The 24,798-nt window shown below is 54.4% G+C and carries 23 protein-coding genes and 1 tRNA gene; 16 read left to right on the forward strand and 8 right to left on the reverse strand.

All coding sequences use genetic code 11. The features are described from left to right. Positions 1 to 261 precede the first annotated feature (261 nt). The 6 genes from QKW35_RS10915 to bhcA form a co-directional block, all read right to left on the reverse strand. The gene (locus tag QKW35_RS10915) at positions 262 to 915 is read right to left on the reverse strand and encodes an HAD family hydrolase (protein WP_282353047.1); all 654 of its coding nucleotides are present in this window, start codon (positions 913 to 915) and stop codon (positions 262 to 264) included. 87 nt (positions 916 to 1,002) lie between these two features. After that, complete coding sequence (locus tag QKW35_RS10920; protein ID WP_282353049.1) at positions 1,003 to 1,839, reverse strand: isocitrate lyase/PEP mutase family protein; 837 nt, start codon at positions 1,837 to 1,839, stop codon at positions 1,003 to 1,005. 354 nt (positions 1,840 to 2,193) lie between these two features. Then, positions 2,194 to 3,192 carry an iminosuccinate reductase BhcD gene (bhcD, locus tag QKW35_RS10925; protein WP_282353051.1) on the reverse strand — a complete coding sequence of 333 codons (999 nt, stop codon included), beginning with the start codon at positions 3,190 to 3,192 and terminating at the stop codon, positions 2,194 to 2,196. A 69-nt stretch (positions 3,193 to 3,261) separates the two neighbouring features. Further along, positions 3,262 to 4,419: a 3-hydroxy-D-aspartate aldolase BhcC gene (gene bhcC / locus QKW35_RS10930; protein ID WP_282353053.1), complete on the reverse strand. Its 1,158-nt coding sequence runs from the start codon at positions 4,417 to 4,419 to the stop codon at positions 3,262 to 3,264. A 20-nt stretch (positions 4,420 to 4,439) separates the two neighbouring features. Beyond that, complete coding sequence (bhcB, locus tag QKW35_RS10935; RefSeq protein WP_282353055.1) at positions 4,440 to 5,417, reverse strand: beta-hydroxyaspartate dehydratase BhcB; 978 nt, start codon at positions 5,415 to 5,417, stop codon at positions 4,440 to 4,442. Positions 5,418 to 5,454: 37 nt separating this feature from the next. After that, the gene (gene bhcA, locus QKW35_RS10940) at positions 5,455 to 6,636 is read right to left on the reverse strand and encodes an L-aspartate--glyoxylate aminotransferase BhcA (RefSeq protein ID WP_282353057.1); all 1,182 of its coding nucleotides are present in this window, start codon (positions 6,634 to 6,636) and stop codon (positions 5,455 to 5,457) included. A gap of 368 nt (positions 6,637 to 7,004) precedes the next feature. On the opposite strand from bhcA, the gene QKW35_RS10945 reads away from it, so the two are divergent. The 5 genes from QKW35_RS10945 to QKW35_RS10965 all read left to right on the forward strand — a co-directional run bounded on the left by QKW35_RS10945 (position 7,005) and on the right by QKW35_RS10965 (position 12,376). Next, a complete protein-coding gene (locus QKW35_RS10945; RefSeq protein WP_282353059.1) occupies positions 7,005 to 7,790 on the forward strand; it encodes an IclR family transcriptional regulator in 786 nt (261 codons plus the stop codon). A gap of 119 nt (positions 7,791 to 7,909) precedes the next feature. Beyond that, on the forward strand, positions 7,910 to 9,628 hold the full coding sequence (locus tag QKW35_RS10950) for an HAD family hydrolase (RefSeq protein ID WP_282353062.1): 1,719 nt from the start codon (positions 7,910 to 7,912) through the stop codon (positions 9,626 to 9,628). 82 nt (positions 9,629 to 9,710) lie between these two features. Beyond that, positions 9,711 to 9,986 carry a hypothetical protein gene (locus QKW35_RS10955; protein ID WP_282353064.1) on the forward strand — a complete coding sequence of 92 codons (276 nt, stop codon included), beginning with the start codon at positions 9,711 to 9,713 and terminating at the stop codon, positions 9,984 to 9,986. Positions 9,987 to 10,126: 140 nt separating this feature from the next. Next, positions 10,127 to 10,381 (forward strand): HP1242/YdcH family protein, encoded by a 255-nt coding sequence (locus QKW35_RS10960; protein ID WP_282353066.1) that lies wholly within the window; start codon positions 10,127 to 10,129, stop codon positions 10,379 to 10,381. A 330-nt stretch (positions 10,382 to 10,711) separates the two neighbouring features. Beyond that, positions 10,712 to 12,376 (forward strand): formate--tetrahydrofolate ligase, encoded by a 1,665-nt coding sequence (locus tag QKW35_RS10965; protein WP_282353068.1) that lies wholly within the window; start codon positions 10,712 to 10,714, stop codon positions 12,374 to 12,376. A 174-nt stretch (positions 12,377 to 12,550) separates the two neighbouring features. On the opposite strand, the gene QKW35_RS10970 is transcribed toward QKW35_RS10965, so the two are convergent. After that, entirely contained in the window at positions 12,551 to 13,672 is a 1,122-nt protein-coding gene (locus QKW35_RS10970; protein WP_282353070.1) for a TRAP transporter substrate-binding protein, read from the reverse strand. 174 nt (positions 13,673 to 13,846) lie between these two features. Here QKW35_RS10970 and QKW35_RS10975 point away from each other — a divergent pair, with 174 nt between their 5' ends. From QKW35_RS10975 to QKW35_RS11025, 11 genes are all read left to right on the forward strand, one after another. Next, entirely contained in the window at positions 13,847 to 15,787 is a 1,941-nt protein-coding gene (locus QKW35_RS10975; RefSeq protein WP_282353071.1) for an ATP-binding protein, read from the forward strand. Beyond that, entirely contained in the window at positions 15,787 to 17,136 is a 1,350-nt protein-coding gene (locus tag QKW35_RS10980; protein ID WP_282353072.1) for a sigma-54-dependent transcriptional regulator, read from the forward strand. Before QKW35_RS10975 ends, QKW35_RS10980 begins: the two co-directional genes overlap by 1 nt. Positions 17,137 to 17,396: 260 nt before the next feature. After that, on the forward strand, positions 17,397 to 18,383 hold the full coding sequence (locus tag QKW35_RS10985) for a TRAP transporter substrate-binding protein (protein ID WP_282353074.1): 987 nt from the start codon (positions 17,397 to 17,399) through the stop codon (positions 18,381 to 18,383). A 177-nt stretch (positions 18,384 to 18,560) separates the two neighbouring features. Further along, a complete protein-coding gene (locus QKW35_RS10990) occupies positions 18,561 to 19,076 on the forward strand; it encodes a TRAP transporter small permease (RefSeq protein WP_282353076.1) in 516 nt (171 codons plus the stop codon). Positions 19,077 to 19,079: 3 nt separating this feature from the next. After that, positions 19,080 to 20,384 (forward strand): TRAP transporter large permease, encoded by a 1,305-nt coding sequence (locus QKW35_RS10995; RefSeq protein WP_282353078.1) that lies wholly within the window; start codon positions 19,080 to 19,082, stop codon positions 20,382 to 20,384. Positions 20,385 to 20,594: 210 nt separating this feature from the next. Continuing rightward, on the forward strand, positions 20,595 to 20,822 hold the full coding sequence (locus QKW35_RS11000) for a hypothetical protein (RefSeq protein ID WP_282353081.1): 228 nt from the start codon (positions 20,595 to 20,597) through the stop codon (positions 20,820 to 20,822). 54 nt (positions 20,823 to 20,876) lie between these two features. Then, positions 20,877 to 21,665, forward strand: coding sequence for a putative hydro-lyase (locus QKW35_RS11005; RefSeq protein WP_282353082.1), 789 nt, complete (start codon positions 20,877 to 20,879; stop codon positions 21,663 to 21,665). 15 nt (positions 21,666 to 21,680) lie between these two features. Next, positions 21,681 to 22,412, forward strand: a complete 732-nt coding sequence (locus tag QKW35_RS11010; RefSeq protein ID WP_282353084.1) for a 5-oxoprolinase subunit PxpA — start codon at positions 21,681 to 21,683, stop codon at positions 22,410 to 22,412. Beyond that, positions 22,412 to 23,089: a 5-oxoprolinase subunit PxpB gene (pxpB, locus tag QKW35_RS11015; protein WP_282353089.1), complete on the forward strand. Its 678-nt coding sequence runs from the start codon at positions 22,412 to 22,414 to the stop codon at positions 23,087 to 23,089. The genes QKW35_RS11010 and pxpB overlap by 1 nt, the downstream gene beginning before the upstream one ends. Beyond that, positions 23,086 to 24,027, forward strand: coding sequence for a 5-oxoprolinase subunit C family protein (locus QKW35_RS11020; RefSeq protein ID WP_282353085.1), 942 nt, complete (start codon positions 23,086 to 23,088; stop codon positions 24,025 to 24,027). Before pxpB ends, QKW35_RS11020 begins: the two co-directional genes overlap by 4 nt. Positions 24,028 to 24,149: 122 nt before the next feature. Beyond that, complete coding sequence (locus QKW35_RS11025) at positions 24,150 to 24,464, forward strand: DUF7352 domain-containing protein (RefSeq protein WP_282353086.1); 315 nt, start codon at positions 24,150 to 24,152, stop codon at positions 24,462 to 24,464. Between the two features lie 239 nt (positions 24,465 to 24,703). Here QKW35_RS11025 and QKW35_RS11030 read toward each other — a convergent pair. Next, positions 24,704 to 24,791 (reverse strand) — tRNA-Ser (locus QKW35_RS11030). Between the last annotated feature and the right edge of the window lie 7 nt (positions 24,792 to 24,798).

Below are 24,798 nucleotides of genomic sequence, written 5' to 3' on the forward strand. Positions count from 1 at the left end.
AATGTTGTTCGTCGAACCACGTGAGACCCGTTTCCGGGAAGCCGTGCCAAACTCACTGCGGCTCGAACAGTACTCACGATAACGACACGAAACCACATCGTCCACAATTACTGATTTATTTTGTATACAATTATTACCGCATTGTGAACGCTGCTTTACAGCACCAGCATTGGTGATTAACCCGAAGTATAGGATAGAGATAAAATCCGTAAGATAACGGTATAAAAGAAATAAACAGAACGGCGAAAAACACTAACCGAGTTAAAGATCCAGCAGCGGCAGCAGATCCTGAGGGCTTGCGATATGAAAGTCACTCTCCGCGCCTACCAGCTCCTGATGGTCGCCGTAGCCCCAATGTACGGCAACGGAACGACTGTTCGTGGCCTTTGCTGCATGGATATCACTGGCACGATCGCCAATAACCCAGTTGCGTTCACTCTGGTGTGATGCGTCGGCCAGGATACTGAGCAGATGGGAAGATTTATCGCTTTTCACGCCCTGGTCTTCACTGCCATGAATAGAGGAGAAGTAAGCAGCAAGACCGGCATGTTCCAGCAGCCATTCCGCCTGTTGTTGAGGTTTGGCGGTAAGCACACGAAGCCCTACTGCCCTCTCGTTCAACTGGGTCAGCTGCTGCAGCAACTCCAGAACGCCGGAATAGATCGTGTAGTTGAAGATGCCCTTATCAAGGTAATGCGCCCGAAAGAGGCTAACCGCTTCAGCGATGCGGGCTTTGTCCTTGGTATTCAGCATCCAGGCAAAACTCACCCGAAGTGGCGGACCAAAACATTGCTGCAGTTGCTGATCACTGACATCTGGCTGGCCGAGTTCAGACAACGCAGCACGGATGGACTCGGCAATACCGGCCTGGGTATCCAGCAATGTGCCATCAAGATCAAAAAAGAGTGTGGTCATCGACTGCGCCTTAAGATGCTAAACCGGTCTGCGAAGGTGAATCGCCAGCAATTTTAACCCAAAGGTCAGGTTATTTCACAACCCGTATCAGGCAGCTCCCACATATTCGGAGATCATCTCACTGAACTTGCGGGTTTCAGCGTAGTGACTGATGAGATCCTTACCGCTTCGTCCTGGCTGCAGGTTCACATCGTTGGAATAAAGCTGCACCAGCGATTGATACACCGCTTTCACTGCGTCTTCGTATGCCTGGTGCCCCGAGAAACGAATACGTACGTTTTGCGCAGCCATGGAGTCCGGAGCCCCCAGATCCACTTCGCCATAACTGATCAGCATCAGTGGCAGATCGGTCACTTCCGACAGCAGCGCGAGTTTCTCTTTCTCTTTCAGGCCAAAGATGCAGATGCCGTCGATCCCCAGCTGGCTGTAGGCTTTAACTCGCTCTATCAGTTGATCCAGAGATTGCTGTTCCAGTGCATGGGTGCGGGCAAAGATGGCAAATTCAGGATCGGTTCGTGCTTTGAGCGCTGCGCGCAGTTTGTCTTTAGCTTCGGCAATAGAAGTCAGGCTCATCGGCGGCTGGCTGTGGGGACGCGGCAGTACCGTGTCTTCCAGGGTAATCATCGCAGTACCGGCGTGCTCCAGATCCGCCACGGTACGCATTACATTGAGCGAATTGCCGTAACCGCTGTCGCCGTCAACTACGACCGGTAGGTTGGCCGCGCTGCACACACGTCTCGCCTGGGCGGTCAGTTCACTCAGCGTTAGCAAAGAGATATCCGGTGCGCCCAGGTTCATCAGTGATGCCACCGATCCACCCAGAATACCTACCTTAAAGCCGATATCGTTTGCCATCCGGATCGACAACGGGTCGAACACGGAGGCGCAAGTTACACACTGCTCGTTTTCCAGCAGCTGTCTCATCCGTTTTCTGGAGATGTTGTTCATGTCGAAATACCTAATCACCGCAGTTGTCGGCAAGAATAAAAAATCCCCCTCTCCAAACTGGAAAAGGGGGGAGGCGCTACACATGTTATGACCGTAGCAAGGGGGATATACCGACGGTGAGCCGTGGTATGGATGATCCCAGGGGAGCTGCGTAACAGCTCAGTTTCTGACAACAAGGTATCAAGCGATTGGAATAGCTATCTGCGTTGTTATTACGGCGTTAAAAATCGACTCAAAATGCTCATTTATGACCTATAAACTGCGCTTTTTCGTCGATTTTTGCCTTGTACAAACGGCCTCGAAAACGCTTTCCAACAGCCTGATGAAGCACTAAAGCTCGATGAAAGTCACCTTGCCCTGCTCTTCAGCAAGACGCGCTGCCGCAGACGCCACCGCCAGGTCCTGCAGACCTACACCGGTACCATCAAACAGGGTGATTTCATCATCGGAGCTGCGTCCGGCATGGACACCATTGATCACGTCCCCCACCGGGGTGATGTCATCAACATTCAGTGCACCGGAGGCAACAGCATGCTGTGCTTCACCGATGCTAATAGACTGTGCAACTTCGTCGGTAAACACGGTCGCCGCCGCCAGCAGCTCAGGATCCACTTCCTGCTTGCCTTTGGTGTCGGTACCCATGCAGGCGATGTGTGTACCCGGCTTCACCCAGTCTTTCATCATCAGCGGCTCGAATGCAGAGGTGATGGTGATGATCACATCAGCCTGTGCACCCAGCGTTTGCTGATCCACCGCTTCAAAAGGCAGGCCCAGCTCAGCCGCCACTTCAGCCAGACGTGGCAGGTATTCCGGATGCGGGTTCCAAGCCACGACTTTTTCGAAGTCACGCTGCTCAACCGCTGCACGCAGCTGGAAGGTAGACTGGTGACCGGCACCCACCATACCCAGCACTTTGGAGTCTTTACGTGCCAAGTGAGCGATGGATACCGCAGAGGATGCCGCAGTACGTACCGCCGTCAGGTAGTTACCACCGACGATGGATTTCAGCTTACCGGTGTCCGGATCAAACAGGATCACGGTGGACTGGTGGTTGGTCAGGTTCTTATCAACGTTACCCGGCCAGTAACCACCGGATTTCACACCCAGCACCATACCCACGCGGTCAAAACCGGACTTGAAACCGTACAACGCATCGGCATGACCGATCGCTTCACGCACTACAGGGAAGTTGTAGGCATCGCCTTTGGCCATCGCGGCAAATACGCTTTCTACTGCGGTGAACGCTTCACCGCGACCGACTACGGCTTCACACACCGCTTCGGAAATAATTGAGACGCCTGTACCGGCTCCGTTTAACGGGTTCGCCATAGACTTTCTCCTAGATATTTTTGAGGTGCCACCCCAAGGGGAGTTTGGGGCGGCTAACGTTCGAAGGGATTAGTACGCTTTACCGCGTGCGCTTACCGGCCACAGGGTTTCTACCTTGCCGTTACGTACACCTACGTAATAGTCGTGTACGTTACAGGTAGGGTCACAGTGACCCGGAACCAGCTTCAGTTTCTGGTTCACTTTCAGCGCACCGTTTGGATCGGCGATCACACCGTGCTCGTCGGAGCACTTGATGTATTCCACATCGTCACGACCAAATACGTATGGCAGACCACTGTCCACAGACTGAGCTTTCAGACCTGCATCACAGATCGCTTTATCTGCTTTGGCGTGGCTCATGATGGTGGTCAGGATGAACAGGGAGTTTTCAAACTCGGAGATTCGCTCGCCGTTCTCGTCATGGATGGTCTGGTAATCCGCATCCATGAACGCGTAGGAACCACACTGCAGTTCGTTGTACACGCCGGAGTTACCTTCGAAGTAGTAAGAACCGGTACCGCCGCCACCAACGATGTCGCACTCCAGGCCTTCCTCTTTCAGCATGTTTACGGAACGAGCCACCATCTCAACAGCGATATCGATCTTCTCTTTACGCTCGTTGTAGTTCTGCATGTGCTGCATCGCACCCTGGTATGCCTGGATACCGGAGAACTTCAGGCCTTCAGCCGCGTCGATCGCCTTAGCGATGTCCACTACCGGCTGCCCCGCTTCCACACCACAACGACCTGCGCCGCAGTCGATCTCAACCAGACACTCGATCTGAGTACCGTGTTTCTGCGCAGCTGCAGACAGCTCCGCTACGTTTTCGATGTCATCTACACAGCAGATGGTGCGAGCGCCCAGTTTTGGCAGCTGCGCCATTCGGTCGATCTTCGCAGGATCACGTACCTGGTTGGATACCAGCACGTCTTTGATGCCACCGCGGGCGAATACTTCCGCTTCAGATACTTTCTGGCAGCATACACCACAGCTGTCACCCAGCTTTTCCTGCAGCAGTGCGATATCAACAGATTTGTGCATCTTGCCGTGTACACGGTGACGAACACCCATCTCTTTGGCGTACTGGCCCATGGTGCGAATGTTCTTTTCCAGCGCGTCCAGGTCTACAACCAGGCAAGGTGTCTGGATATCAGCTTCATCCATTCCTGGTACCGCCGGCACGTCGTAACCCACTTCCAGGTTCTTAGGATCATTCAATGCAGTCATTTTTATTCTCCTGTTTCAGATCAATTGTTGAGCCACGGAAGTTTGTCGAGATCGACATTGCCTCCGGTGAGGATTACCCCGACACGCTTGCCTTTGAAGATTTCAGGGTTCTTCAGGATCGTCGCCAGCGGTACCGCGCTGCTTGGCTCTACGACGATCTTCATGTGTTTCCAGATCAGCTTCATCGCGTCGATGATCTCCTCCTCCGTCGCGGTGAGGATGTCGGTGACGTGATTGCTGACGAAGTGCCAGGTCAGGTCTTTCAACGGCACTTTCAGGCCGTCGGCTACGGTGTTTGGCGCATCATCGGCGATGATGTGGCCGGCACGGAAAGAGCGCGCCGCATCATCGGCATTCAGAGGCTCTGCCGCGTAAATTTTGATCTCCGGTGCAATGTTGGACAGGGTCAGGCAGGTACCAGACACCATGCCGCCGCCACCGATCGGTGCGATCACTGCATCCAGATTCTCCACCTGGCTGACCAGCTCTTTAGAGCAAGTCGCCTGGCCCGCGATTACGCGCGGATCGTTGTATGGGTGTACGAAGTCAGCACCGGATTCCGCGACCACTTCGGCAAACACCGCTTCACGGGAGCTGGTTGAAGGCTCACACTCAACGATGGTGCCGCCGTAACCCACGACCGCATCTTTCTTCGCCTGCGGTGCGGTACGTGGCATTACCACGGTTACCGGGATACCACGCTGGCCTGCCGCGTAGGACAGAGACAGCGCGTGGTTACCGGAAGAGTGTGTTGCCACACCCTTCTTTGCTTCCTCTTCAGTCAGGCCAAAGACCGCGTTGGACGCGCCGCGTACCTTGAACGCAGCGGCCTTCTGGAAGTTCTCACACTTGAAGAACAGTTCCGCGCCGGTCAGCTCGTTCAGCAGGCGCGATGTCAGCACCGGCGTTTCATAGATGTAAGGCTTGATACGCTCGTGCGCTGCCAGAACATCGTCGTAGGTCGGAATGATCATGGTCTGTTCAGTCGAACTGCTCATGAGTTACCTCTTCTATTCGGTTGTAGGTTTGCCGGATTTACACGTCCACTTTCTTCGTGGTCTTGCGGTAGTATTCCTGTGCCGCGGCCACACCGGAGCCCAGTTCAATTGGGTAGTTCAGGTCGGCCATCGCCATTTCGATGGTCGCCAGGCCGGACAGCACCATTACGTCGGTCAGAGAACCCAGGTGACCGATGCGGAACGCTTTGCCGTTCATCTCACCCAGACCGATACCGAAGGACACGCCGTAGGCGCTGAACGCGTGGTCAGTCAGTTGGTTGCTATCGAAACCTTCAGGTACGTAGATCGCACTTACCGTGTCGGAGTACAGCTCTGGAGACTGGGCACACAGCTTCAGGCCCCAGGCTTCAACAGCCTTACGTACACCTTCCGCCAGACGGTGGTGACGGGCGTAAACGTTTTCCAGACCTTCTTCAAACAGCATCTCCAGACTCTCTTTCAGGCCATAGATCAGCTGGTTTGGTGGGGTGTATGGGAAACCACCCGCATTGTTCGCGTTCATCATGTCGCGGAAGTCGAAGAAGGTACGCGGCAGCTGTGCTGTTTCCATCGCAGCCAGTGCTTTCGGGCTTGCCGCCAGGATCGCCATACCGGTGGTCAGCATGAAACCTTTCTGCGAACCGGAAATTGCGATATCTACACCCCAGGCATCCATCTCAAACGGCATAGACGCCAGTGAGCTTACGCAGTCCACAAACATCATCGCCGGGTGGTTAGCCGCATCCATCGCACCACGTACGGCAGCAATGTCACTGCGTACACCGGTTGCGGTTTCGTTGTGAGTTACCAGTACAACTTTGATCTCGTGGGCATCGTCCGCTTTCAGACGCTCTTCAAACAGGCCCGCTGGCGCACCGCTACCCCAAGGGCATTCGATGATCTCTACATCCAGACCGTGACGCTGACACAGGTCGATCCAACGGTGAGAGAACATGCCGTAGCGTGCGATCAGCACCTTGTCACCTGGAGACAGGGTGTTGGTAATCGCCGCTTCCCAACCACCGGTACCGGTTGATGGGAAAGTGATGATTTCACCCGCTTCAGTACCAAAGATTCGCTTACAGTCACGCAGTACAGGCGCAAGTGTTTCGACAAAATCCGGTGAACGGTGATCGCGAGTCTGGACATGCATCGCATTACGCAAGCGGTCAGGGATATTGGTTGGGCCTGGAATAAAGACCGGATTTTGATCAGACATAGGGGTCCACTCCGTAAAGTCAGTACTTATTAGTTAGGGATGCTTTGCCGCACCAACGCTTTAGATACAGAGGCAACAATCCAAAACACTGAAGCCAAACTTTTGTATACAATTTGCCGTGCAAGCAACTTGATTCACACCTTAAACCCGGCGACCCAGTCTCGCAATATGCAACGATTTCACATTATGAAAGCTTGACCCGAAAGACAAAAAATACACACAAGCACCTGTTTTTATTAACTTTGTTTTTTAAAATTTTTTATCATGACCATCTTTCATAATGTGAAAGGCCATTTCATATTCATAAATTTGTATTTTTTGTATACGATTTATCAGAACACAAAGAACAATCAACGCAGGTTAACGGTATGACTACAGCCAGCTCAAAATCTGAATCGCGTATACAAGTTATTGATCGGGCAGCCCTTCTGCTGGATGCGATCTCTCGTTACTCCACCCCGGTGAAGCTGAAAGTGCTGAGCGCCGAGACCAACTTGCACCCGTCAACTGCCCACCGCATCCTCGGCTCACTGATCAACAACCGCTTTGTGGATCGGGACCAGAACGGCGAGTACCGCCTGGGACAGCGCTTGTTGCAACTGAGCAGCCGCCTGCATACCGATGTGGATCTGCGCGCCCTGGCCCTGCCCTACATGGAGCAGCTGCGGGATAAACTGGGGGAAACAGTGAACCTGACGATTCGGGAAGGTGATGTGGTGATCTACTTCGAGAAGGCCACCCCCAACCGCATGATGCATGTGCAGCAGATCATCGGCAGCCGTGCACCGCTGCACGTAACCGCGATTGGTAAACTGATGCTGGGTGTGGGTGGCGAGGACGAAATCCGCAGCTATGCAGAGCGCACCAATCTGCCTGCATACACGCGCAACACGTTGTCCTCTTTGCCCGATCTGATTAATGAATGTGCCACCAGCGCAGAACGACGTTACGCACTAGACAACGAAGAAGCAGAGATTGGTGTAGGTTGCATCGGCGTATTGCTGTACGACCGCAACGGCGTGCCAACCGCCGGCCTCTCAGTTTCAGCACCGATAGAACGACGCAAACATGAATGGGTCGAGGATCTGATTGCTGCGGGCGATGCAATCTCCGAGCAGCTGGGCTACGTGCCTGTTACTCAGGGCGCGGCGTAAACGAGGCTTATAGGTAGTACATACAAAAGCGATCAGAATTCGCGGATACAACTAATCGTTGCATATACTTAATCGGGTAAGGCTTTGAATTCCATTGACTCCAAGAAAGGAATCTCATTATGGAAAGACCGACCCTACCCTTCCCCAAAGTCATGCTCTTTGACTGGCATGGCACTCTGGTAAACACCCACGAAGCGATGTACCTGGCGGTCGAGGAGATGCTGGCTCAGCTCGACGAACTGGACCTCATCCGCCACCTTCGCCCCGAAGCGGAAGCGAAAACCGAGGAGGATGAAAAACTCCTGCGTTATATCCGCATCTTCCGCCACTTGCATCCACGGGTGCTGGCGGAACAACGCATCTCCCGTACCGATATCTTTGATGCACTGTTTGGCGAGAATGAAGAAGCCAATGCCATCGCTCACCACGCCTACAATGAGTGCTACCGGAACCACTACGGCAAGGTCTATCCATTTCAGGATGGCGTGTACGACTACCTCTGCTACCTGAAGAAACTCGGCATCAAGATCGGCGTGATGACCAACCGCAGCCGGGAATACCTCGCCCATGAGCTTGCCCACGTAGAGAAAGGACGCTGGAAGGATCTGTTTGATATCAGCTTGTGCGGCAACGAAGCGCGACGCTATAAACCCGCGCCCGACCCTCTGCTGGAAGCCACCGAAGCCCTGGGCGAAGTCGCGGACGGCAGCGTATGGTATGTGGGCGACAGCCTGACGGACATGATCACCGCCAGCAAAGCGGGTATCTCTGCGGTCTTCTACAACGGCGCGCTGTGGGATCAGGCCTGGTTTGATTACACCTTCTCCGTCGTTGATCACAACGAACACCAGCCTGACGTGATCGTTCACAGCTTTGATCAGCTGATCGATCAGGTGGAAGCCGCAGCAGGACCAAACGATATCGCACCTGCCACCAAGCAGATGCGCCCACAGCAGCTGCCACCGCTGCAACCGCCACCACCACGACAGGAGCCGGACTGGCACCCTGCATTGGCCAAACTGACATACCCAAAAGTTGTGCTGTTCGACTGGCACGCCACGCTGGTGGACACCCTGGATGCGATGTACCACGCAGTGGACGACATGCTGAAAGAGCTGCGTGAGATGGGCCTGCTGGATCACCTGGTAGCGCCTGAGCACTGCAAATCACCGGACGATATGAAACTGGTCGAGTACGTGCGCAACAACCTGGCCCTGCATCCCAAGATCAAGCTGGACCGTAAGATCTCCCGCACCGATATCTTCGAAATCCTCTTCGCGGAAAACCAGGTCGCCAAACAGCTGGCGCACAAGGGATTTACCAAGCACTATCGCAAATACTACGGCACCGCCCTGCCGTTTGAACCTAAGGTGAAACAGGTGCTGGAAGGCCTGCGTGGTTTGGGCATCACCGTGGGCGTAATCACCAACCGCGACCGCGAGTTTTTTGTCCACGAACTCAATACCATCGACGGTACCGGCTGGGCAGACTTGTTCGATACCGAAGTCTGCGGCGACGACACCGTAAAACGTAAACCGCATGCCGATCAGGTGTTCAAGGCAGCCGATAACCTGAACATCGAGATTGGCACCGACGTTTGGTATGTCGGCGACAGCACCACCGATGTCATTGCTGCAAAAACGGCGGGCATCACCAGTGTGTTCTTCAACGGCGCACTCTGGGACCAACCCTGGCTGAACAAGATCTTCCCAGGCAACGAACGTTATCCGCATAAACCGGATGTGGTGGTAAACGACTTTTCGGAGTTTTGGGCGATGATGCTCAGCTGCCGACGTCAACACATGAAAACCGCAGGCCAGACGACAAAGGTACTGTAAATCACATAGGCTAGAACAACGTACCAAGACCGCACCAACCCGCGTGCAGCCTGTCTAACCAGAGAGTTAGACAGGTACTGACATGTTCGACTACATCACGTTCACAGCCCCTGCAGGCTGGCTGCTGTTGATCAGCCTGTGTACGGCGGGCATCTTCCATATCCTTACGCTCTATCTGGAGTTCAAGATAGACGAGGCGATAAACACCGCGCGCTCCGAAGTCCATCACGTTGATACCACCCACATCGCGGTGAAAGAGCGCGAGCAGCTGGAGATTTGCAGGTCCGCCCGCAAGGTGTGCCTCTACATCACCCCACTGCTTTTGGCGGCTTGGCTGGTGGGCTTAGGCAGGCCCTAATTCACAACCGCGTGACCAAGAGATCCAGCTGACCGACATCAATATTTAACAATGCCCTTTATTGGAGTTGCCAGAAATTGACTAAGATTCATACAGATAACGTATCAAACTGAAATGTCACACTGATAGCAGGAGTTTCCATGTTAGGCGAAGATCACTCTCTCATTAACGAGTTTCCTGAGTATCGGGAAACTATCGACCATTTAACCCAGAACGATCAGGCATTTGCGGACGATGCCAAGCGCTACAACAGCCTGGACAACGAGATTCGCGAGCTGGAGCTGAACAGCTCTCCCATTGACGACCAGGCAATGCATCAACTGAAACACGACAGATCCGAATTGAAGGATTCACTGTATCAGCGGCTTGTAGACGCGAAGAGCGACGTTTCTTAAGATTTAACAGGCAGGCTTCGGGCGGGACGCGGTTTGCCTGACAGTTAGGCAGTGAGGGGAATATTCGTCGTTATACTCCTTCCCCTTCGAAGTCCGCGGCGAAGTTTCCTTTGCTGTCTCATAATCACCCGGTTTCATCACTTGGGCATTCCAATCCCAAGGCAGTGCCGCTCACCTTCAAACGAAGATGCTAAGCAATCGACCTGTTTTTGATCTCCCTCCCCCATATCCGGCATTCCACGCCACAATGCTCTAATCTGATGCATGGAGGTCCTCCTATGCCTGTGACCTTCCCCCTATGCACGATCGATCTTTCTGAAGGAGCCTTCCATGACAACAGATGTCGAGATAGCACAGCAATTCAAACCGCGCCCCATTACTGAGATCGCCGAACAACTGGGCATCGATGCCGAGTATCTGCATCCCTATGGTCGCGACATAGCCAAAATCGATCTTAGAGCATTACAGCAAAAAAATGGCAGGAAGGGCCGCCTGATACTGGTATCGGCCACCACCCCAACCCCATCCGGCGAAGGCAAGACGACCACCACGATCGGCCTGGGCCAGGCATTTACCCGCCTCAATGAATCAGTCTGCCTGGCACTGCGCGAGCCGTCTCTGGGGCCCTGTCTGGGCATGAAAGGCGGAGCCACCGGCGGCGGTTACAGCCAGATTATGCCGGCAGACCGAATCAACCTGCACTTTACCGGCGATTTTCACGCCATCACCAGTGCCAACAACCTACTCTCCGCCACCATCGACAACCATTTTTTTCATGGCAATAAGCTGGGTATCGACCCACGCCAGATCGCCTGGCGCCGGGTGATGGACATGAACGACCGCAGCCTGCGTAAGATCGTGCTGGGATTGGGGGGCAAGAACCAGGGGATTCCCAGAGAGGGCGGCTTCGATATCACCGCCGCCTCGGAGGTGATGGCGATGCTCTGCCTGGCCGACGATGCGGAAGACCTGAAGCGCCGACTGGACCGCATCCTGATCGGGTACAGCTACGAAAACCAGCCGATCTATGCTGAACAACTGGAGATCACCGGTGCAATGATGGCGCTGTTGCGCGATGCCATGCAACCCAACCTGGTACAAAGCTTTGAGGGCACCCCGGCCCTGGTTCACGGCGGGCCATTTGCCAACATAGCCCACGGCTGTAACAGCGTCATCGCCACCCGCATGGCAATGAATTATGCGGATTGGGCAATCACCGAAGCGGGCTTTGGTTTTGACCTGGGCGCTGAGAAGTTCTTTGATATCAAATGCCGGATCGCGGGGCTTGACCCGGATGCGGTGGTACTGGTTACCACTGTACGGGCCCTGAAAATGCACGGCGGCAAACCAAAGCATGAGCTCGAAACAGAGGATCTGGTCGCCCTGCGGGAGGGACTGGGAAACCTGGACAAACATATTGAAAGCGTTGAATTGTTTAATAAACACCCGGTGGTGGCACTGAACCGCTTTGCCAGCGACACTGACGCCGAGGTAGCGCTGATCAGGGCACGCTGCACCGAGCTGGGTGTCTCCTTTGCCGAAACCACGCACCATGCCAATGGCGGCGAAGGCGCCCTGGAACTGGCTAAAGCGGTCATGGCATCGGTGGAGAAAAACCGTCCCTTCGAACCGCTGTATGCTCTTGAACTACCGGTTGTAGATAAGGTGCGAGCGGTGTGCAAGGCGATGTATGGCGCCGACGACGTGGCCTTTACCAAGGATGCCGAGCGGGACCTGAAACATGTAGAGCAGCTGGGCCTGACCGGGCTACCGATTTGTGTCGCCAAAGCGCCCAGCTCGCTATCGGACGATCCGACATTGCATGGCAGGCCTCGGGGGTTCGAGGTCACTGTGCGGCAGATTCAGATCAATGCCGGCGCCGGGTTCCTGGTTATTCTGACCGGTGATATTTTACGTATGCCCGGACTCCCCAAACACCCGGCGGCCAATAGGATGAGGCTGCTTGATAATGGCATTATCGAGGGTCTGGGATAGGTTAGCCCCAATGTTGGGCAACGCCGCTTCGCGGGTTGGCCAACCTACAATGCTCACGTAGGTTGGACTTCGCGTCGCGAAGCCCAACAGATCCACTGCTCTGCTCAAGTGAACAGCATTACGCTCACAGCTACGGGGCTTTTATTATTTTTAGCAGCACAAAGCTACACCAACTTACCTGTTTTTGGCCTCGGCCCTCAGGTCCAGCACCCGACCGACAGTACGGTTCCAGTTGGCGGCGCATTCCGGTCCACATCGCGCCGCCCAGCGCGGTAGGATGACATCCATCGCCACGTTGTTACGCACAGCGAGATCTTCGAGCGACGGTTCCACCAGCGTCATATTGCCAACTTCGCCGATCGGGCACGGGCCTTTCGCAAGACATGCCAGGGCCACCGCATCCTCTTGTGCCGTTTCCTGCCACATGTTGTCGGTTAGCTGCGCAATCTCATTTTTGAGCAACGCTTTCTGCTCGTCGTTCAGCAGATTCCACTTGTTCAAATTCATTGCGCCAAATGCCAGCCCCCACCCCACACGCAGGGTGTAACCGTAGGACGCGACCTTGTACAACTTGCCGGTATACGCCGACATAGTGCCGGTGATTGCGCAATCAAAAATCCCCTTTTCCAGCGCTTCAGGCACGTTGTTAAACGATGCACTCACCGGGATCGCCCCCACGCCCTCGACAAAGTCGCCCAAGGTCGTCAGGAATACCCGAATGCGCTTACCTTTGAGGTCTTCGATGCCACGGATCTCGCTGTTACACCAGATCATCTGGCTGGGAAACGGATAGAGCATCATCAGCTTGGCGTTGTATTTCTCGGCAAATGCCAGCTCCAACGTATGGAAATAAGCATTGGCCACCTTCCGCTGTACAGCAATATTCTGTACCAGCGAAGACAGGTCCGCGCCTTCAAAGATTTCACTCTCCGGTGCTACATACCCCGGCAGACCGAAAGCAAAATCGAACACGCCGTTTTTTACCAGGCGCATAATTTCATAGCCGTGTAGGCCCAGCTCGGTGTGTGGTTTTATCTCACCCACGATCTGCCCGCCGGAAACCTCGGCAATGTGCTTGTTCCAGAACGGACCTTCGTGCTTCTGATAGTTGGTAAAATAATCCCAAGTACCGACACCCTTGATAATGATGGTATCGTTCGCCGCGGCAAAACCGCAGGTTGCCAGCAACGCCAGGCCCAGTAGAAACGCCTTTGATACCTGTCTTAACTTCTTCATACACACGGGCTTTTTCACATCCTCTGGAAGCTTGGGAAAGCGGCTAATCTGAATAGCCATTCATATTCTTATTTACTATAACCTGCCCGAACGGCTTATGCAGGTAGGTAATAAAACTGGCCGTTTACGTTTCGCGTTTGCTTAAATTCTATTTAAGCTATGAAATAAATAGTATTCAGTTCTAAGAACCTTCGAGTTTGTAGGTTCCCTAACAGATCAAGGCACCGTTAACAGATGAAACATCGGCAAAAGCTTGGAATACGAGGACGTTTTTTCTTGGCGTTCGGTGCGCTCAGTGCCCTTACTCTGCTGGCCAGCATTATCAGTTGGGTCTCCTATAACCGCCTTGGCAACGAGCTGAACCAAGTGGTTGAGGGAAATATCCAAACCCTCGGTTTGATGGCCAACCTGAAAGAACAAGGTACAAAAATCACCCTGCTCGCCCCTACTCTGCTGGCCGCGGAGGACACCGATCGTCGTCAGAAAATCTGGGAGGAGCTGAAGTTTAACCTCGATACCATCTCTTACCTGCTGCCGGCAATTGCGGGAAGCACTCAAGACCCACACGCTGAAACCGCACTCGCCGCCCAGATCGATATCTTTAAGGCGACCCTGTCCCAGCTGGACAGTAACGTGCTGAAGAAGTTTGAGATCCAGCAACAGAAACAGTCTGAAAACCAACGCCTGCGCTGGATTGCATCCAGCTTTCTGAGCGAGATCGACACCCTGACCGAAAACGCGCAGCGTGATCTCCACAGCTACTATAACCAGGACCTGCCCGACTCATGGATCGTTATCAACAACTACGGCCAGGAAACAACCACCAAGAAAAACGCGGACCTACAGCGCCTGTACCGCATCAAAGCTGACGTGAACCTGCTGGTCAATCTGGTTGACCGGGCGCAGCACCTACCGGACCTGAACTCCCTTATCGCCACGCAGACCCACTCGGATGAGATCACCCAGCGGATCAAGCAGGATATCGAGGCCATCAACACCATGCCGGGGATTCAGGCCCTACGGCAAACCATTGTGAATATCGTGTTCCTCACCCGCGGGGAGAACAACATGTTTTTGATCCGCAGCCGGGAACGCAGCATTTTGCGCTCAGGCGAATTACTGCTGGAGCAGATGCGCCAGGAACTCAACAGCCTAAACGAACTGATTGCGATCCAAACCGCCAAGGCGGAAACAGCAGCCCGCAGTTCTGTTGCCAACGCGGAAGAAACCATTCAAAAAGCGCGATTCTGGATGCTGATGATGGTGGCTGCCAGCTTGCTGTTCTCCATCCTGATCGTCTGGCTTTACGTTGGCCGTTACATGGTGGCCCGAATTACCAGCCTCGACAAAAGCATGCGTTCAATTGCCAACGGCAATCTGGAAGAACAGGTACAGGTTAAGGGCGACGACGAGATCACCACCATGGCCCGATCCCTGATCAGTTTCCGTGATCAGCTGACTACGCTGCAGGAAGAGCTGGTGCAAGCCGGCAAGATGGCGGCCATGGGCCAACTCTCTGCCGGTATCGCCCATGAGATCAACCAGCCACTGTCGGCCATTGGCCACTACTCACATAACGGCGTACGTTTACTGAATGCTGGGCGGATTGAGGACACCGAGAAAAACCTTAACCAGATCTCACATCTGACCAAACGCGCCACCACGATTATCACCCGCCTGAAAGCACTGGCCCGCAACCAGCCGTTAAACCTCACCCCCGTGGACCTGGATCGTGTGATAAACAATGTCCTGCATATGCTTGAAGGTGACGAGATCCGGAAGCAGACAACCATCAATGTGCATTACCAGCACGCAGAGAACCAGGTACAAGCCGACCCGGTACAGCTGGAACAGGTGGTCATGAACCTGGTGACTAATGCCCTTGATGCAGTCCGTGAGCAGGAAGAAAAACTGATCAACATCGAGTGCCTGCACCGCCACGACATGATCGAGATCTATGTGCGCGACAGCGGTCCGGGTATCGATCAGGAGCTGCGCGAACAGATCTTCGAGCCCTTCTTTACCACCAAACGCCGCGGCCAGAGCCTGGGCCTTGGCCTGGCTATCTCCTTCAATATCATCAAGAACTTCGGCGGCAAGCTGACGGTTGATGAAAACGCAGGCGGGGGCGCATCATTTTGTATCCAGTTACCAGAACACCGGAGTAGTAAGTAATGAGTTCAGCCATGGCAAATGGCCAGGTCATCGTCATCGACGATGAGGCGATCGTACGCGAATCGATGACCCAGACACTGGAGCTGGAAGGCTATACCACCAGCGCCTACGAAGACCCGCTCGAAGCGATCAAGCATTGCGCCAGGGACTGGCTTGGCGTGGTGATCTGCGATGTACGCATGGACATCATGAACGGCCTTGAGGTACTGGAGAAGATCCTGGAGATCGACCCGGAGATTCCCGTCATCATGTTCAGTGGCCACTCCGATATCGCCATTGCGATTAAGGCGATCCGTCAGGGGGCATACGACTTCCTGGAGAAAACCGATGATCCCCAGCATCACCTGAACACCGTCGAGCGTGCCTTCAAAAAACGCGAACTGGTACTGGAAAACCGCCGTTTACGCGAAGCGATCAAGGGTCAGGATGAGATCGACAAACGTCTCGTTGGCCAGACCGACGTTATGGTACGTCTTCGCGAAACCGTGCTGCAGCTGGCCCAAGTGGACGTGGACCTGATCATCAACGGGGAAACCGGCACCGGTAAAGAGGTGGTCGCTAAGTGTCTGCACGACTTCAGTTCGCGCAAGGATAAACCCTTTGTGGCCCTGAACTGTGGTGCGGTCACTGAATCGGTAATTGAAAGTGAGCTGTTTGGCCATGAAGCCGGTGCGTTCACCGGCGCCAATAAGAAACGGATTGGCAAGCTGGAATACGCCAGCGGCGGCACGCTGTTCCTTGATGAGATCGAGAGTATGCCAGCCTCCCTGCAGGTGCGCCTGCTCAGGGTATTACAGGAACGCGTCCTGCAACGCCTGGGGGGTAACGCCGATATCAATGTGGATATCCGGGTCGTAGCCGCCTCCAAGGAAGACCTGCGGGAGGCCGCTGACCGAGGCACCTTCCGTGAGGATCTCTATTACCGCCTGAATGTTGCCAGCATCGACCTGCCCAGCCTGAATCAGCGCAAGGACGACATTCCACTGTTGTTCAGCCATTTTGCCGAGCAGGCCTGTCAGCGCTTTAATCGCGAGAGCAAACCGGTTCCTGATCTGCTCCTGCAACAGCTAAGCACGCAATCCTGGCCGGGCAACGTTCGGGAACTGCGCAACGCCGCGGAACGATGGGCATTGGGCCTACCGCTGGACAGCAAACTCAACATCACGGAAGCCCCCAAAGCGGGGAATCTGGACGAGTTGGTGGAGAGTTATGAGCGTGAGATCATCTTTTCCGCACTCAAAGCCAATAACGGCCAGATTGAACAAACCGCCCAGGCGTTGGGCATCCCGCGCAAGAAGCTCTACCTGCGTATGAAGAAATACGACCTGGATCGCAAGGACTTCACCTAAGCGGCAGACCAAAGCAAATGTGTCAAAAGTGACTCAGGCGTTGAAAGTCGCCTGAGTCAAAACCATCCCAAAGCCTTCCAAAAAACCCCACAAAAAAAACATTAAGCTACTGTTTTAAAACACTTTTCCAATCTTGGCCCCCGCCTTGCAGTGCCTGTTACAGCCAATGCCATCGGTAGGGCCTAGGAACCTGCTAACAAGCCCGAAACGACTCGGACTTATTCGCAGGTTCCATAAACAATAAGATTTGGAGAATAAGAATGAAACGTTTTGCCAAACATGCTGCTGTACTGCTGACCTCAATGCTGACGCTGGGCGCCACCAGCAATGCGTTCGCAGAGAAGCGTTGGGATATGCCAACCCCGTACGGCGACGGCACACACCAGACTCAGGTTGCACGCAGCTTTGCTGAAGAAGTAACCACCAAATCCAACGGCAAGCTGACCATCAACATCCACTCCGGCGGTTCCCTGATCAAGCACCCGGAGATCCACCGTGCAGTTAAGAGCCGCCAGGTGCCAATCGGTGAAGTGTTTATCGGTCGCCTGGGTAACCTCGACCCAATCTTCAAGCTGGATAACATCCCGTTCCTGGCTACCGACTTCGACAGTGCGGAAAAACTGTATCAGGCCTCCAAACCGGAGCTGGCTAAAGCACTGGCGAAAGAGAACCTGATCCTGCTGTACACCTCTCCATGGCCAGCACAGGACCTGTACAGCAACAAGGTCGTGAACAGCCTGTCAGATCTGAAAGGCCTGAAGATGCGCTCATACAGCCCAACCACCTCCCGTCTGGCTGACCTGATGGGCACCACACCGGTCAACATCCCGTTCAGCGATGTGGCACAAGCGTTCACTACCAACGCCATCGACGCCATGATCACCTCGCCAAGTACCGGTGTGAATGGTCAGAGCTGGGACTACATCTCCGACTTCACCACCATCCACGCCTGGATTCCGAAGAACATGGTCTTCGCCAACAAGCGCATGTTCGACCGCCTGGATGCAGAAACTCAGCAGGTGATCCTGACTGCGGCCGCCAACGCAGAGAAAAAAGGCTGGGAACTGGGCCGCAAACTGGCGGTAGAGCACACCAACAAGTTGGCTGAGAACGGCATTAAGGTAAGCAAGCCAAGTGATCAGCTGATCGAAGAGCTGGAAGAGATCGGTTCCACCATGGTGAACGAATGGGTAGCCGAAGCGGGCGAATCCGGCCGTACCGTGCTGAAAAACTACCTGGAAATGTAAGACCTCGTCCTGGAGGCGCTTTATTAACCCTCGGTAAGGCGCCTCTCCGAGTAACACATAACACGCTGCATGAATAAATTATAAAAACCGACAAACCCGAGTATTTCGGATGATCAGTCCGACATAACAGCAATTGGAATGTTTGGGTTTCTGGTCAGGCAATCGGGTGAGAATAAAATGCAAACACTTAAACACTACTTTTACTTAGCCTCCGCCGTGTTATCGGGCACCTGCCTGGTTGTGATGACACTGCTGATTTTGGCTCAGATCGCCGCGCGCATGTTTGGCGTCATCATTCCCTCTTCGGAAGACTTCGCAGGCTGGCTCCTTTCAGCCACTATCTTTTTCGGACTGGCGTATACCTTCAACACCGGCAACCATATTCGCGTCACCATTCTGCTCTGTCGCCTGGAAGGCAGGGCGCGCCGCCTGGTTGAATTTTTCAACCTGACTGCAGGCGTCCTGATCAGCGGCTACCTGGCGTACTACACCGCCTTCACCGCGTACGAATCCTACATCTATAACGACGTAACAGACACCTACCTGGCTGTGCCACTGTGGATCGTTCAGTCCCCAATGGCACTTGGCTCACTGTTCCTGCTGATCGCAATCATCGATAGCTACATCGCGGCTCTGCAGGGAGAAAAACCAGGGTTTATCGCCCACGAAGATGCACTTAGCACTGCGGAGTAAATCATGGATATCACAGTAATCGGTTTAATCTTAGTTGTTTGCATGCTGCTGATGCTGACCAGCGGCATCTGGGTGGCACTGACCCTGACCGGCATCTCCATCATTGGTCTGCAGCTGATCGGTAACGACAGCATCGGCCTGTTGCTTGGCACGTCCTCCTGGAGTGCCGTCACCGGCTGGTCACTGACCGCGCTGCCCCTGTTTATCTGGATGGGTGAGATCCTGTTCCGCACCCGTCTCTCACAGGACCTGTTTGAAGGCTTGTCGCCGATGTTGTCCCGCTTCCCGGGCAAGCTGCTGCACGTGAACATCCTCAGCTGCGGCATCTTCGCTGCGGTATCCGGTTCTTCCGCAGCGACCGCCGCAACCATCGGCCGCATGACCCTGCCGGAACTGTCACGCCGTGGCTATAGCGATACGATGTCGATTGGCACCCTGGCGGGCTCCGGTACCTTGGGTTTGCTGATTCCACCGTCCATCATCCTAATTGTTTACGGTGTCTCTGCTGAAGTCTCCATTGCACGCCTGTTCCTGGCCGGTGTACTGCCGGGCCTGGTACTGATTCTGCTGTTTATGGCCTTCACCGCGGGCTGGACGATAATGCAGGGCCGCAAGGGCGAAGTGGCTGACAATGTGCAGTACAGCACCAAAGAAAAGCTTCAGGCGCTGAAAAAGCTGATTCCGATTGTGCTGTTGATCGGCGGCGTGCTGGGCTCGATCTATCAGGGTATCGCCACTCCTACCGAAGCCGCCGCATTTGGTGTTGCAGGTTCATTGTTACTTTCCGCCGTACTGGGCAGCTTCACCTTCAGCGGTTTCATCGACAGTATCGCCGGAGCGGTGAAAAACTCCTGCATGCTGGGCCTGATCCTGGTGGGCGCGCACTTCCTGACGCTGGCGATGGGCTTTATCGGCATTCCAAATGCACTGGCTACATGGATTGCGGATCTGGGCCTGTCACCGATTGAACTGATCATCTACCTGACTGTGTTCTTCGTGATCATGGGTTGTTTCCTGGACGGCATTTCGGTAATCGTGCTGACCACCTCTGTGGTGCTGCCGATGGTGACCCAGGCCAACATCGACCTGCTGTGGTTCGGTATCTTCCTGGTACTGGTGGTCGAGATGTCTCAGATCACCCCACCGGTGGGCTTTAACCTGTTTGTGATCCAGGCATTGACCGGCAAGAACATCCTCTATGTGGCAAAAGCTGCGCTGCCGTTCTTCTTTATGATCGCCATCGCAATTGTGCTGATCACGATCTATCCACAGATCGTGCTGTACCTGCCAACCATGATGACCTCCTAAGCGAGACAGAAGATCAGGTAACACCCGGACGCTAGCCTCTGACCCGGGGCTAGCAAATGGAAACAAAAGACACACCTAGCTAACACCTCACTCGCACCGTTAGCTGATGGATCAACGATTTGGCGACTCTTGCTTCAGCCGGCTCCGGCTGGCTGGGGCACTCTTTTTGCTGTCGCCCATAACCCATAAAGCCCCGAGACCTCTATCAAAATGAGCAATGCGATCACGCTCCAACACTACCAGCAGATCCGCCACGTGGATGAAATCGTCGAAGTTTCCCAGGACAGCTGGTTTGTATACCGCCGATCGATAAAAGCCAATGGCTCCCTGAGCATCACACGACGTGTGGTGTTTTTTGGCAGAAGCGAGGACGAAGTTTCCCGCTGGCTGGAAAACCAAACGACCTCCGCCGCCTACAAATCCTCACGGAACCCTTAGCACACACGCCCCACATGAGCGTCGTATCACACATAGAATAATAAAGGTTCGTCCATGTACGCAGATAAAACACCCACCCAAATTCGTGCACTGATTCGCCAGGGTACATACACCGAAAATACCTCCGGACTCGCCCCCGGTTACGTTCAGGGTAATTTAGCCATCCTGCCCAAAACCTGGGCCGACGACTTTCTTCAGTTTTGCCAGCTTAACCCCAAGCCTTGTCCAATCATTGGCATGTCCAGCCAACCCGGTCAGTTTATGTTGCCGGAACTGGGTGAAGACCTGGATATCCGCCGTGACGTGCCCCGTTACCGAATCTACGAAAACGGTGAGTTAACCCAGGAACTGAACGACGTCGCCGAACGATGGCGTGACGATCTGGTGACCTTTGTTCTGGGCTGCTCCTTCTCGTTTGAAGAAGCACTGCTGGCCGACAGTCTGGAGGTGCGCAACATCACCGAAGGCGTGAACGTACCGATGTACCGTACCAATATTCCGTGCCGTCCTGCCGGTCGTTTCAGCGGCACCACCGTCGTCAGCATGCGCCCGATGAAAGCGGCCGATGCCATCCGTGCCGTACAGATCTGTACCCGCTTCCCTTCCGTTCACGGCGCACCGCTGCACTTGGGCGATCCATCACTGATCGGCATTACAGATATCAACCAACCGGATTTCGGCGATGCGGTGACCATCAAAGAGGATGAGCTACCGGTGTTCTGGGCCTGCGGCGTTACCCCTCAGGTTGCCATCGAACAGGCCAAGCCGCCTTTTTGTATCACCCACAGCCCCGGCTACATGATCGTGACCGATCTGAAAAACAGCCAACTGGCGATTCTGTAATTAGAGGAGATCCCGATGTCTTTACGTTTGAATTGTGATCTGGGTGAAAGCTTTGGTTTCTGGAGCATGGGTCTGGATAAATCGGTTATGCCCCATATCGATCAGGCCAATATAGCCTGTGGCTTCCACGCGGGTGACCCCGTGGTTATGCAGAAAACACTGGCTCTGGCCAAACTAAACAAGGTGACCATTGGCGCTCACCCTGGTTATCCGGACCTTGTTGGTTTCGGCCGCCGCACGCTCAAAGCCAATGCCGAAGAGCTGAAAGCAATGATGCTGTATCAAATCGCAGCACTCGACGGCATGGCCGCATCCTTAGGCATCAAGCTGGAATACGTTAAACCCCACGGCGCGATGTACAACGACATGATGACCGACACAACCATCCGCAAGACGGTGATGGAAGCGATCTCCAGCTACTACCGTCCGCTGGTACTGATGCTGCAGAGCACGCCTGACGCCGCCAAACACCGACAGGAAGCGCAGCGTGCCAAGATCCAGCTCTGGTTTGAAGTGTTTGCCGACCGCTGTTATGCCGACGATGGCACACTGCTGCCCCGCAGCGAGGCTGGGGCGGTACATAACACCGAGAACATGCTGGCGCAGGTCAAGCAGCTCAAGGAGCACGGCACGGTCACAACCGTCAGCGGTAAGAGACTGAAACTCACCGCGGACACGCTCTGCGTTCACGGCGACAACATGGATGGCATCAATGCCATCCAGCAGATTCGGGAGCTGATCAAATGATGCAGATAGAAGTCGCCGGTGAAAACGCCCTGATCGTCTATTTTGGCGAAAAAACCGCTCCATCCGTCTCCGCCAAAGTACAGCAGGCGGTAAGTCTGCTTGAATCTGAGCTGGCCGATAAACTGATCGACCTAGTGCCCTCCTATGCATCCCTGTTGGTCATCTACGACCTGCTTGCCTGCGACCATCTGGAGATTAAGAGCACCTTACGCCAACTGCTTGGCCAGCTAGACAACACCACACAAAACACGGGGGCGCTGATCACCCTGCCCGCTTACTACAGCCCCGAGTCTGGTCCGGACTTGCAAGATCTGGCTCAGCGCACAGGCCACAGCGTTGGCGAGGTGATCCAGATCCACAGCCAGATGGAGTACCGGGTCTACGCAATCGGGTTCGCACCGGGGTTTGCCTACCTGGGCGAAGTGGATCCGCGTATTGCCGCCCCACGTCTTTCAACGCCGCGCCAGAAAGTACCTAAAGGCGCCGTGGCAATCGCAGACCAGCAAACCGCCGTGTACCCAGCGGTGTCTCCTGGTGGCTGGAACCTGATCGGCCTCTGTCCCACACCGATGTTTGATCCCGATAAAAGCCCCACCATGCCCGTTCAAGTGGGCGATCGCGTTCGCTTCAAACCGATCAACCGTGATCAGTATCTGGAGTTGGGAGGTCAACTATGAGCGGCTTTAAGGTCATACAACCCGGTTTGTTTACTCTGATCCAGGACGCAGGTCGTTACGGCCATCACCGTATCGGACTCACCACCGGCGGCCCCCTGGATGCCAACGCCTTTAAATGGGCCAACCGCCTACTGGGAAACCCGTTGAACTGCAGCATACTCGAAGTCAGCATCGGTGGCTTAGTACTGGAAGCGGAGGTGAGTACCTATCTCGTCGTCACCGGCGCAGCGATGCCGCTAAAGATAAACGGACAGGAGCAGGACCGCTGGCACAGCCACCGTGTTAAACCTGGCGACCGCATCGAACTGGGTTTCTCTACTCAAGGGGCTCGCGCTTATCTGGCCGTCAGCGGTGGTTTCCGGGTAGCACCCCGTTTTGGCAGCAGTGCGACCGTGACGCGCGAAGGCATTGGCGGTTTGTGTAATGGCAACAAACTGCAGCAAGGTGATTATCTGCCCTGCAACGAGCAAACCACCAACAAAGCGTTCCGGCTGCCAGAAAAACACCGACCGGAATATTCGGACGACATCAGCCTGCGTGTCATTACCGGTTATCAGCAACAAGCATTCAGCGACGCGGACAAACGCATGTTTTTCAGTAGCGAATACAAGGTCACCGACCGCGCCGACCGCATGGGCTACCGCCTAGCCGGCCCTGAAGTGAAACCGTCTATTGATGGCATCCTGTCGGAAGGTATCTGCCACGGCGCGATCCAGATCCCTGCCGACGGCCAACCGATCGTACTGCTGAACGACCGCCAGACCATAGGCGGCTACCCCAAAATCGGCTCGATGATTTCACTTGATACGGCACGCATCGCCCAGCTGTTGCCTGGTGCAAAAGTGCACTTTGAGGAGATCACCATCGACGACGCCCACAACCTGCATTGTCTGGCACAAGCAAAATTTGAACGCACAGCGATGGAAGCCCTGGAATAAATCGAGCAGAACACTCAGTAAAAAACGAACTGACGATTCAAAAAAACCTGTTTTTTGGAACTGCGGATTCAGACATTCTGATCCAACTCTCAGATAACGAGGAACAGGATATGAAAGCAATCATGAGATACAAAGCTAACCCTGATCAGTCTTTACTGACCCTGGCGCTGCGTCCTGGCTTTAAGGTTGTTCGTTTTGAGTATGTACTGACCGATAAATCGATCTGCCTCTGGATCGAACAGAGCCTGCGCCCTGATATCAAGGAAGCGCCGGTAACGTTTAAAGTCGTACGCACCTCTGAACCCGTGCAGGATAGTATGGAATACATCAGTACTGCAGTTGACCCAATGGGCGACGGTGAATGGCACCTGTATTCACAGGGGTCTCAGCAACGCGAGAGTCAGAACGTTCGGCAGATTGCCGCAGTGGCGGCTTGATTGGGAGACAGGAAACTACAAAGCCTTGGTCATAAACCAAGGCTTTCTCGTATTAAATTAGGCTGGCGGTGAGGGAGGATTATTCGTCGCTACGCTCCTCACCCCTTCGGGGCTGCCGTCGCAAGCTCCGGCGTGTTGCCGCTTCGCGGCGATCGAACCCTCTTCTCGAGTTCAAATCTTTCACCACCAGCACAAACGAAAAAGCCCCGTACGAGACGGGGCTTTTTCGTTTGAATTCGTGGCGGTGAGGGAGGGATTCGAACCCTCGATACGTTTCCGTATACACACTTTCCAGGCGTGCTCCTTCGGCCACTCGGACACCTCACCGCAATGT

Source organism: Pontibacterium granulatum, from assembly GCF_029961155.1.
Taxonomy (GTDB): domain Bacteria; phylum Pseudomonadota; class Gammaproteobacteria; order Pseudomonadales; family Balneatricaceae; genus Pontibacterium; species Pontibacterium granulatum.

Bases quoted from the DNA above. Each gene is read 5' to 3' on its own strand.
- QKW35_RS11025 (WP_282353086.1), top strand. From the start codon at position 24,150: ATGAGATACAAAGCTAACCCTGATCAGTCTTTACTGACCCTGGCGCTG.
- QKW35_RS11000 (WP_282353081.1), top strand. From the start codon at position 20,595: ATGAGCAATGCGATCACGCTCCAACACTACCAGCAGATCCGCCACGTG.
- QKW35_RS10985 (WP_282353074.1), top strand. From the start codon at position 17,397: ATGAAACGTTTTGCCAAACATGCTGCTGTACTGCTGACCTCAATGCTG.
- bhcC (WP_282353053.1), bottom strand. From the start codon at position 4,419: ATGACTGCATTGAATGATCCTAAGAACCTGGAAGTGGGTTACGACGTG.
- QKW35_RS10955 (WP_282353064.1), top strand. From the start codon at position 9,711: ATGTTCGACTACATCACGTTCACAGCCCCTGCAGGCTGGCTGCTGTTG.
- QKW35_RS10965 (WP_282353068.1), top strand. From the start codon at position 10,712: ATGACAACAGATGTCGAGATAGCACAGCAATTCAAACCGCGCCCCATT.
- QKW35_RS10990 (WP_282353076.1), top strand. From the start codon at position 18,561: ATGCAAACACTTAAACACTACTTTTACTTAGCCTCCGCCGTGTTATCG.
- QKW35_RS11010 (WP_282353084.1), top strand. From the start codon at position 21,681: ATGTCTTTACGTTTGAATTGTGATCTGGGTGAAAGCTTTGGTTTCTGG.
- QKW35_RS10960 (WP_282353066.1), top strand. From the start codon at position 10,127: ATGTTAGGCGAAGATCACTCTCTCATTAACGAGTTTCCTGAGTATCGG.
- bhcD (WP_282353051.1), bottom strand. From the start codon at position 3,192: ATGGCGAACCCGTTAAACGGAGCCGGTACAGGCGTCTCAATTATTTCC.
- pxpB (WP_282353089.1), top strand. From the start codon at position 22,412: ATGCAGATAGAAGTCGCCGGTGAAAACGCCCTGATCGTCTATTTTGGC.
- QKW35_RS10950 (WP_282353062.1), top strand. From the start codon at position 7,910: ATGGAAAGACCGACCCTACCCTTCCCCAAAGTCATGCTCTTTGACTGG.
- QKW35_RS11020 (WP_282353085.1), top strand. From the start codon at position 23,086: ATGAGCGGCTTTAAGGTCATACAACCCGGTTTGTTTACTCTGATCCAG.
- QKW35_RS10980 (WP_282353072.1), top strand. From the start codon at position 15,787: ATGAGTTCAGCCATGGCAAATGGCCAGGTCATCGTCATCGACGATGAG.
- bhcB (WP_282353055.1), bottom strand. From the start codon at position 5,417: ATGAGCAGTTCGACTGAACAGACCATGATCATTCCGACCTACGACGAT.
- bhcA (WP_282353057.1), bottom strand. From the start codon at position 6,636: ATGTCTGATCAAAATCCGGTCTTTATTCCAGGCCCAACCAATATCCCT.
- QKW35_RS10915 (WP_282353047.1), bottom strand. From the start codon at position 915: ATGACCACACTCTTTTTTGATCTTGATGGCACATTGCTGGATACCCAG.
- QKW35_RS10995 (WP_282353078.1), top strand. From the start codon at position 19,080: ATGGATATCACAGTAATCGGTTTAATCTTAGTTGTTTGCATGCTGCTG.
- QKW35_RS10970 (WP_282353070.1), bottom strand. From the start codon at position 13,672: ATGGCTATTCAGATTAGCCGCTTTCCCAAGCTTCCAGAGGATGTGAAA.
- QKW35_RS10945 (WP_282353059.1), top strand. From the start codon at position 7,005: ATGACTACAGCCAGCTCAAAATCTGAATCGCGTATACAAGTTATTGAT.
- QKW35_RS10920 (WP_282353049.1), bottom strand. From the start codon at position 1,839: ATGAGACAGCTGCTGGAAAACGAGCAGTGTGTAACTTGCGCCTCCGTG.
- QKW35_RS11005 (WP_282353082.1), top strand. From the start codon at position 20,877: ATGTACGCAGATAAAACACCCACCCAAATTCGTGCACTGATTCGCCAG.
- QKW35_RS10975 (WP_282353071.1), top strand. From the start codon at position 13,847: ATGAAACATCGGCAAAAGCTTGGAATACGAGGACGTTTTTTCTTGGCG.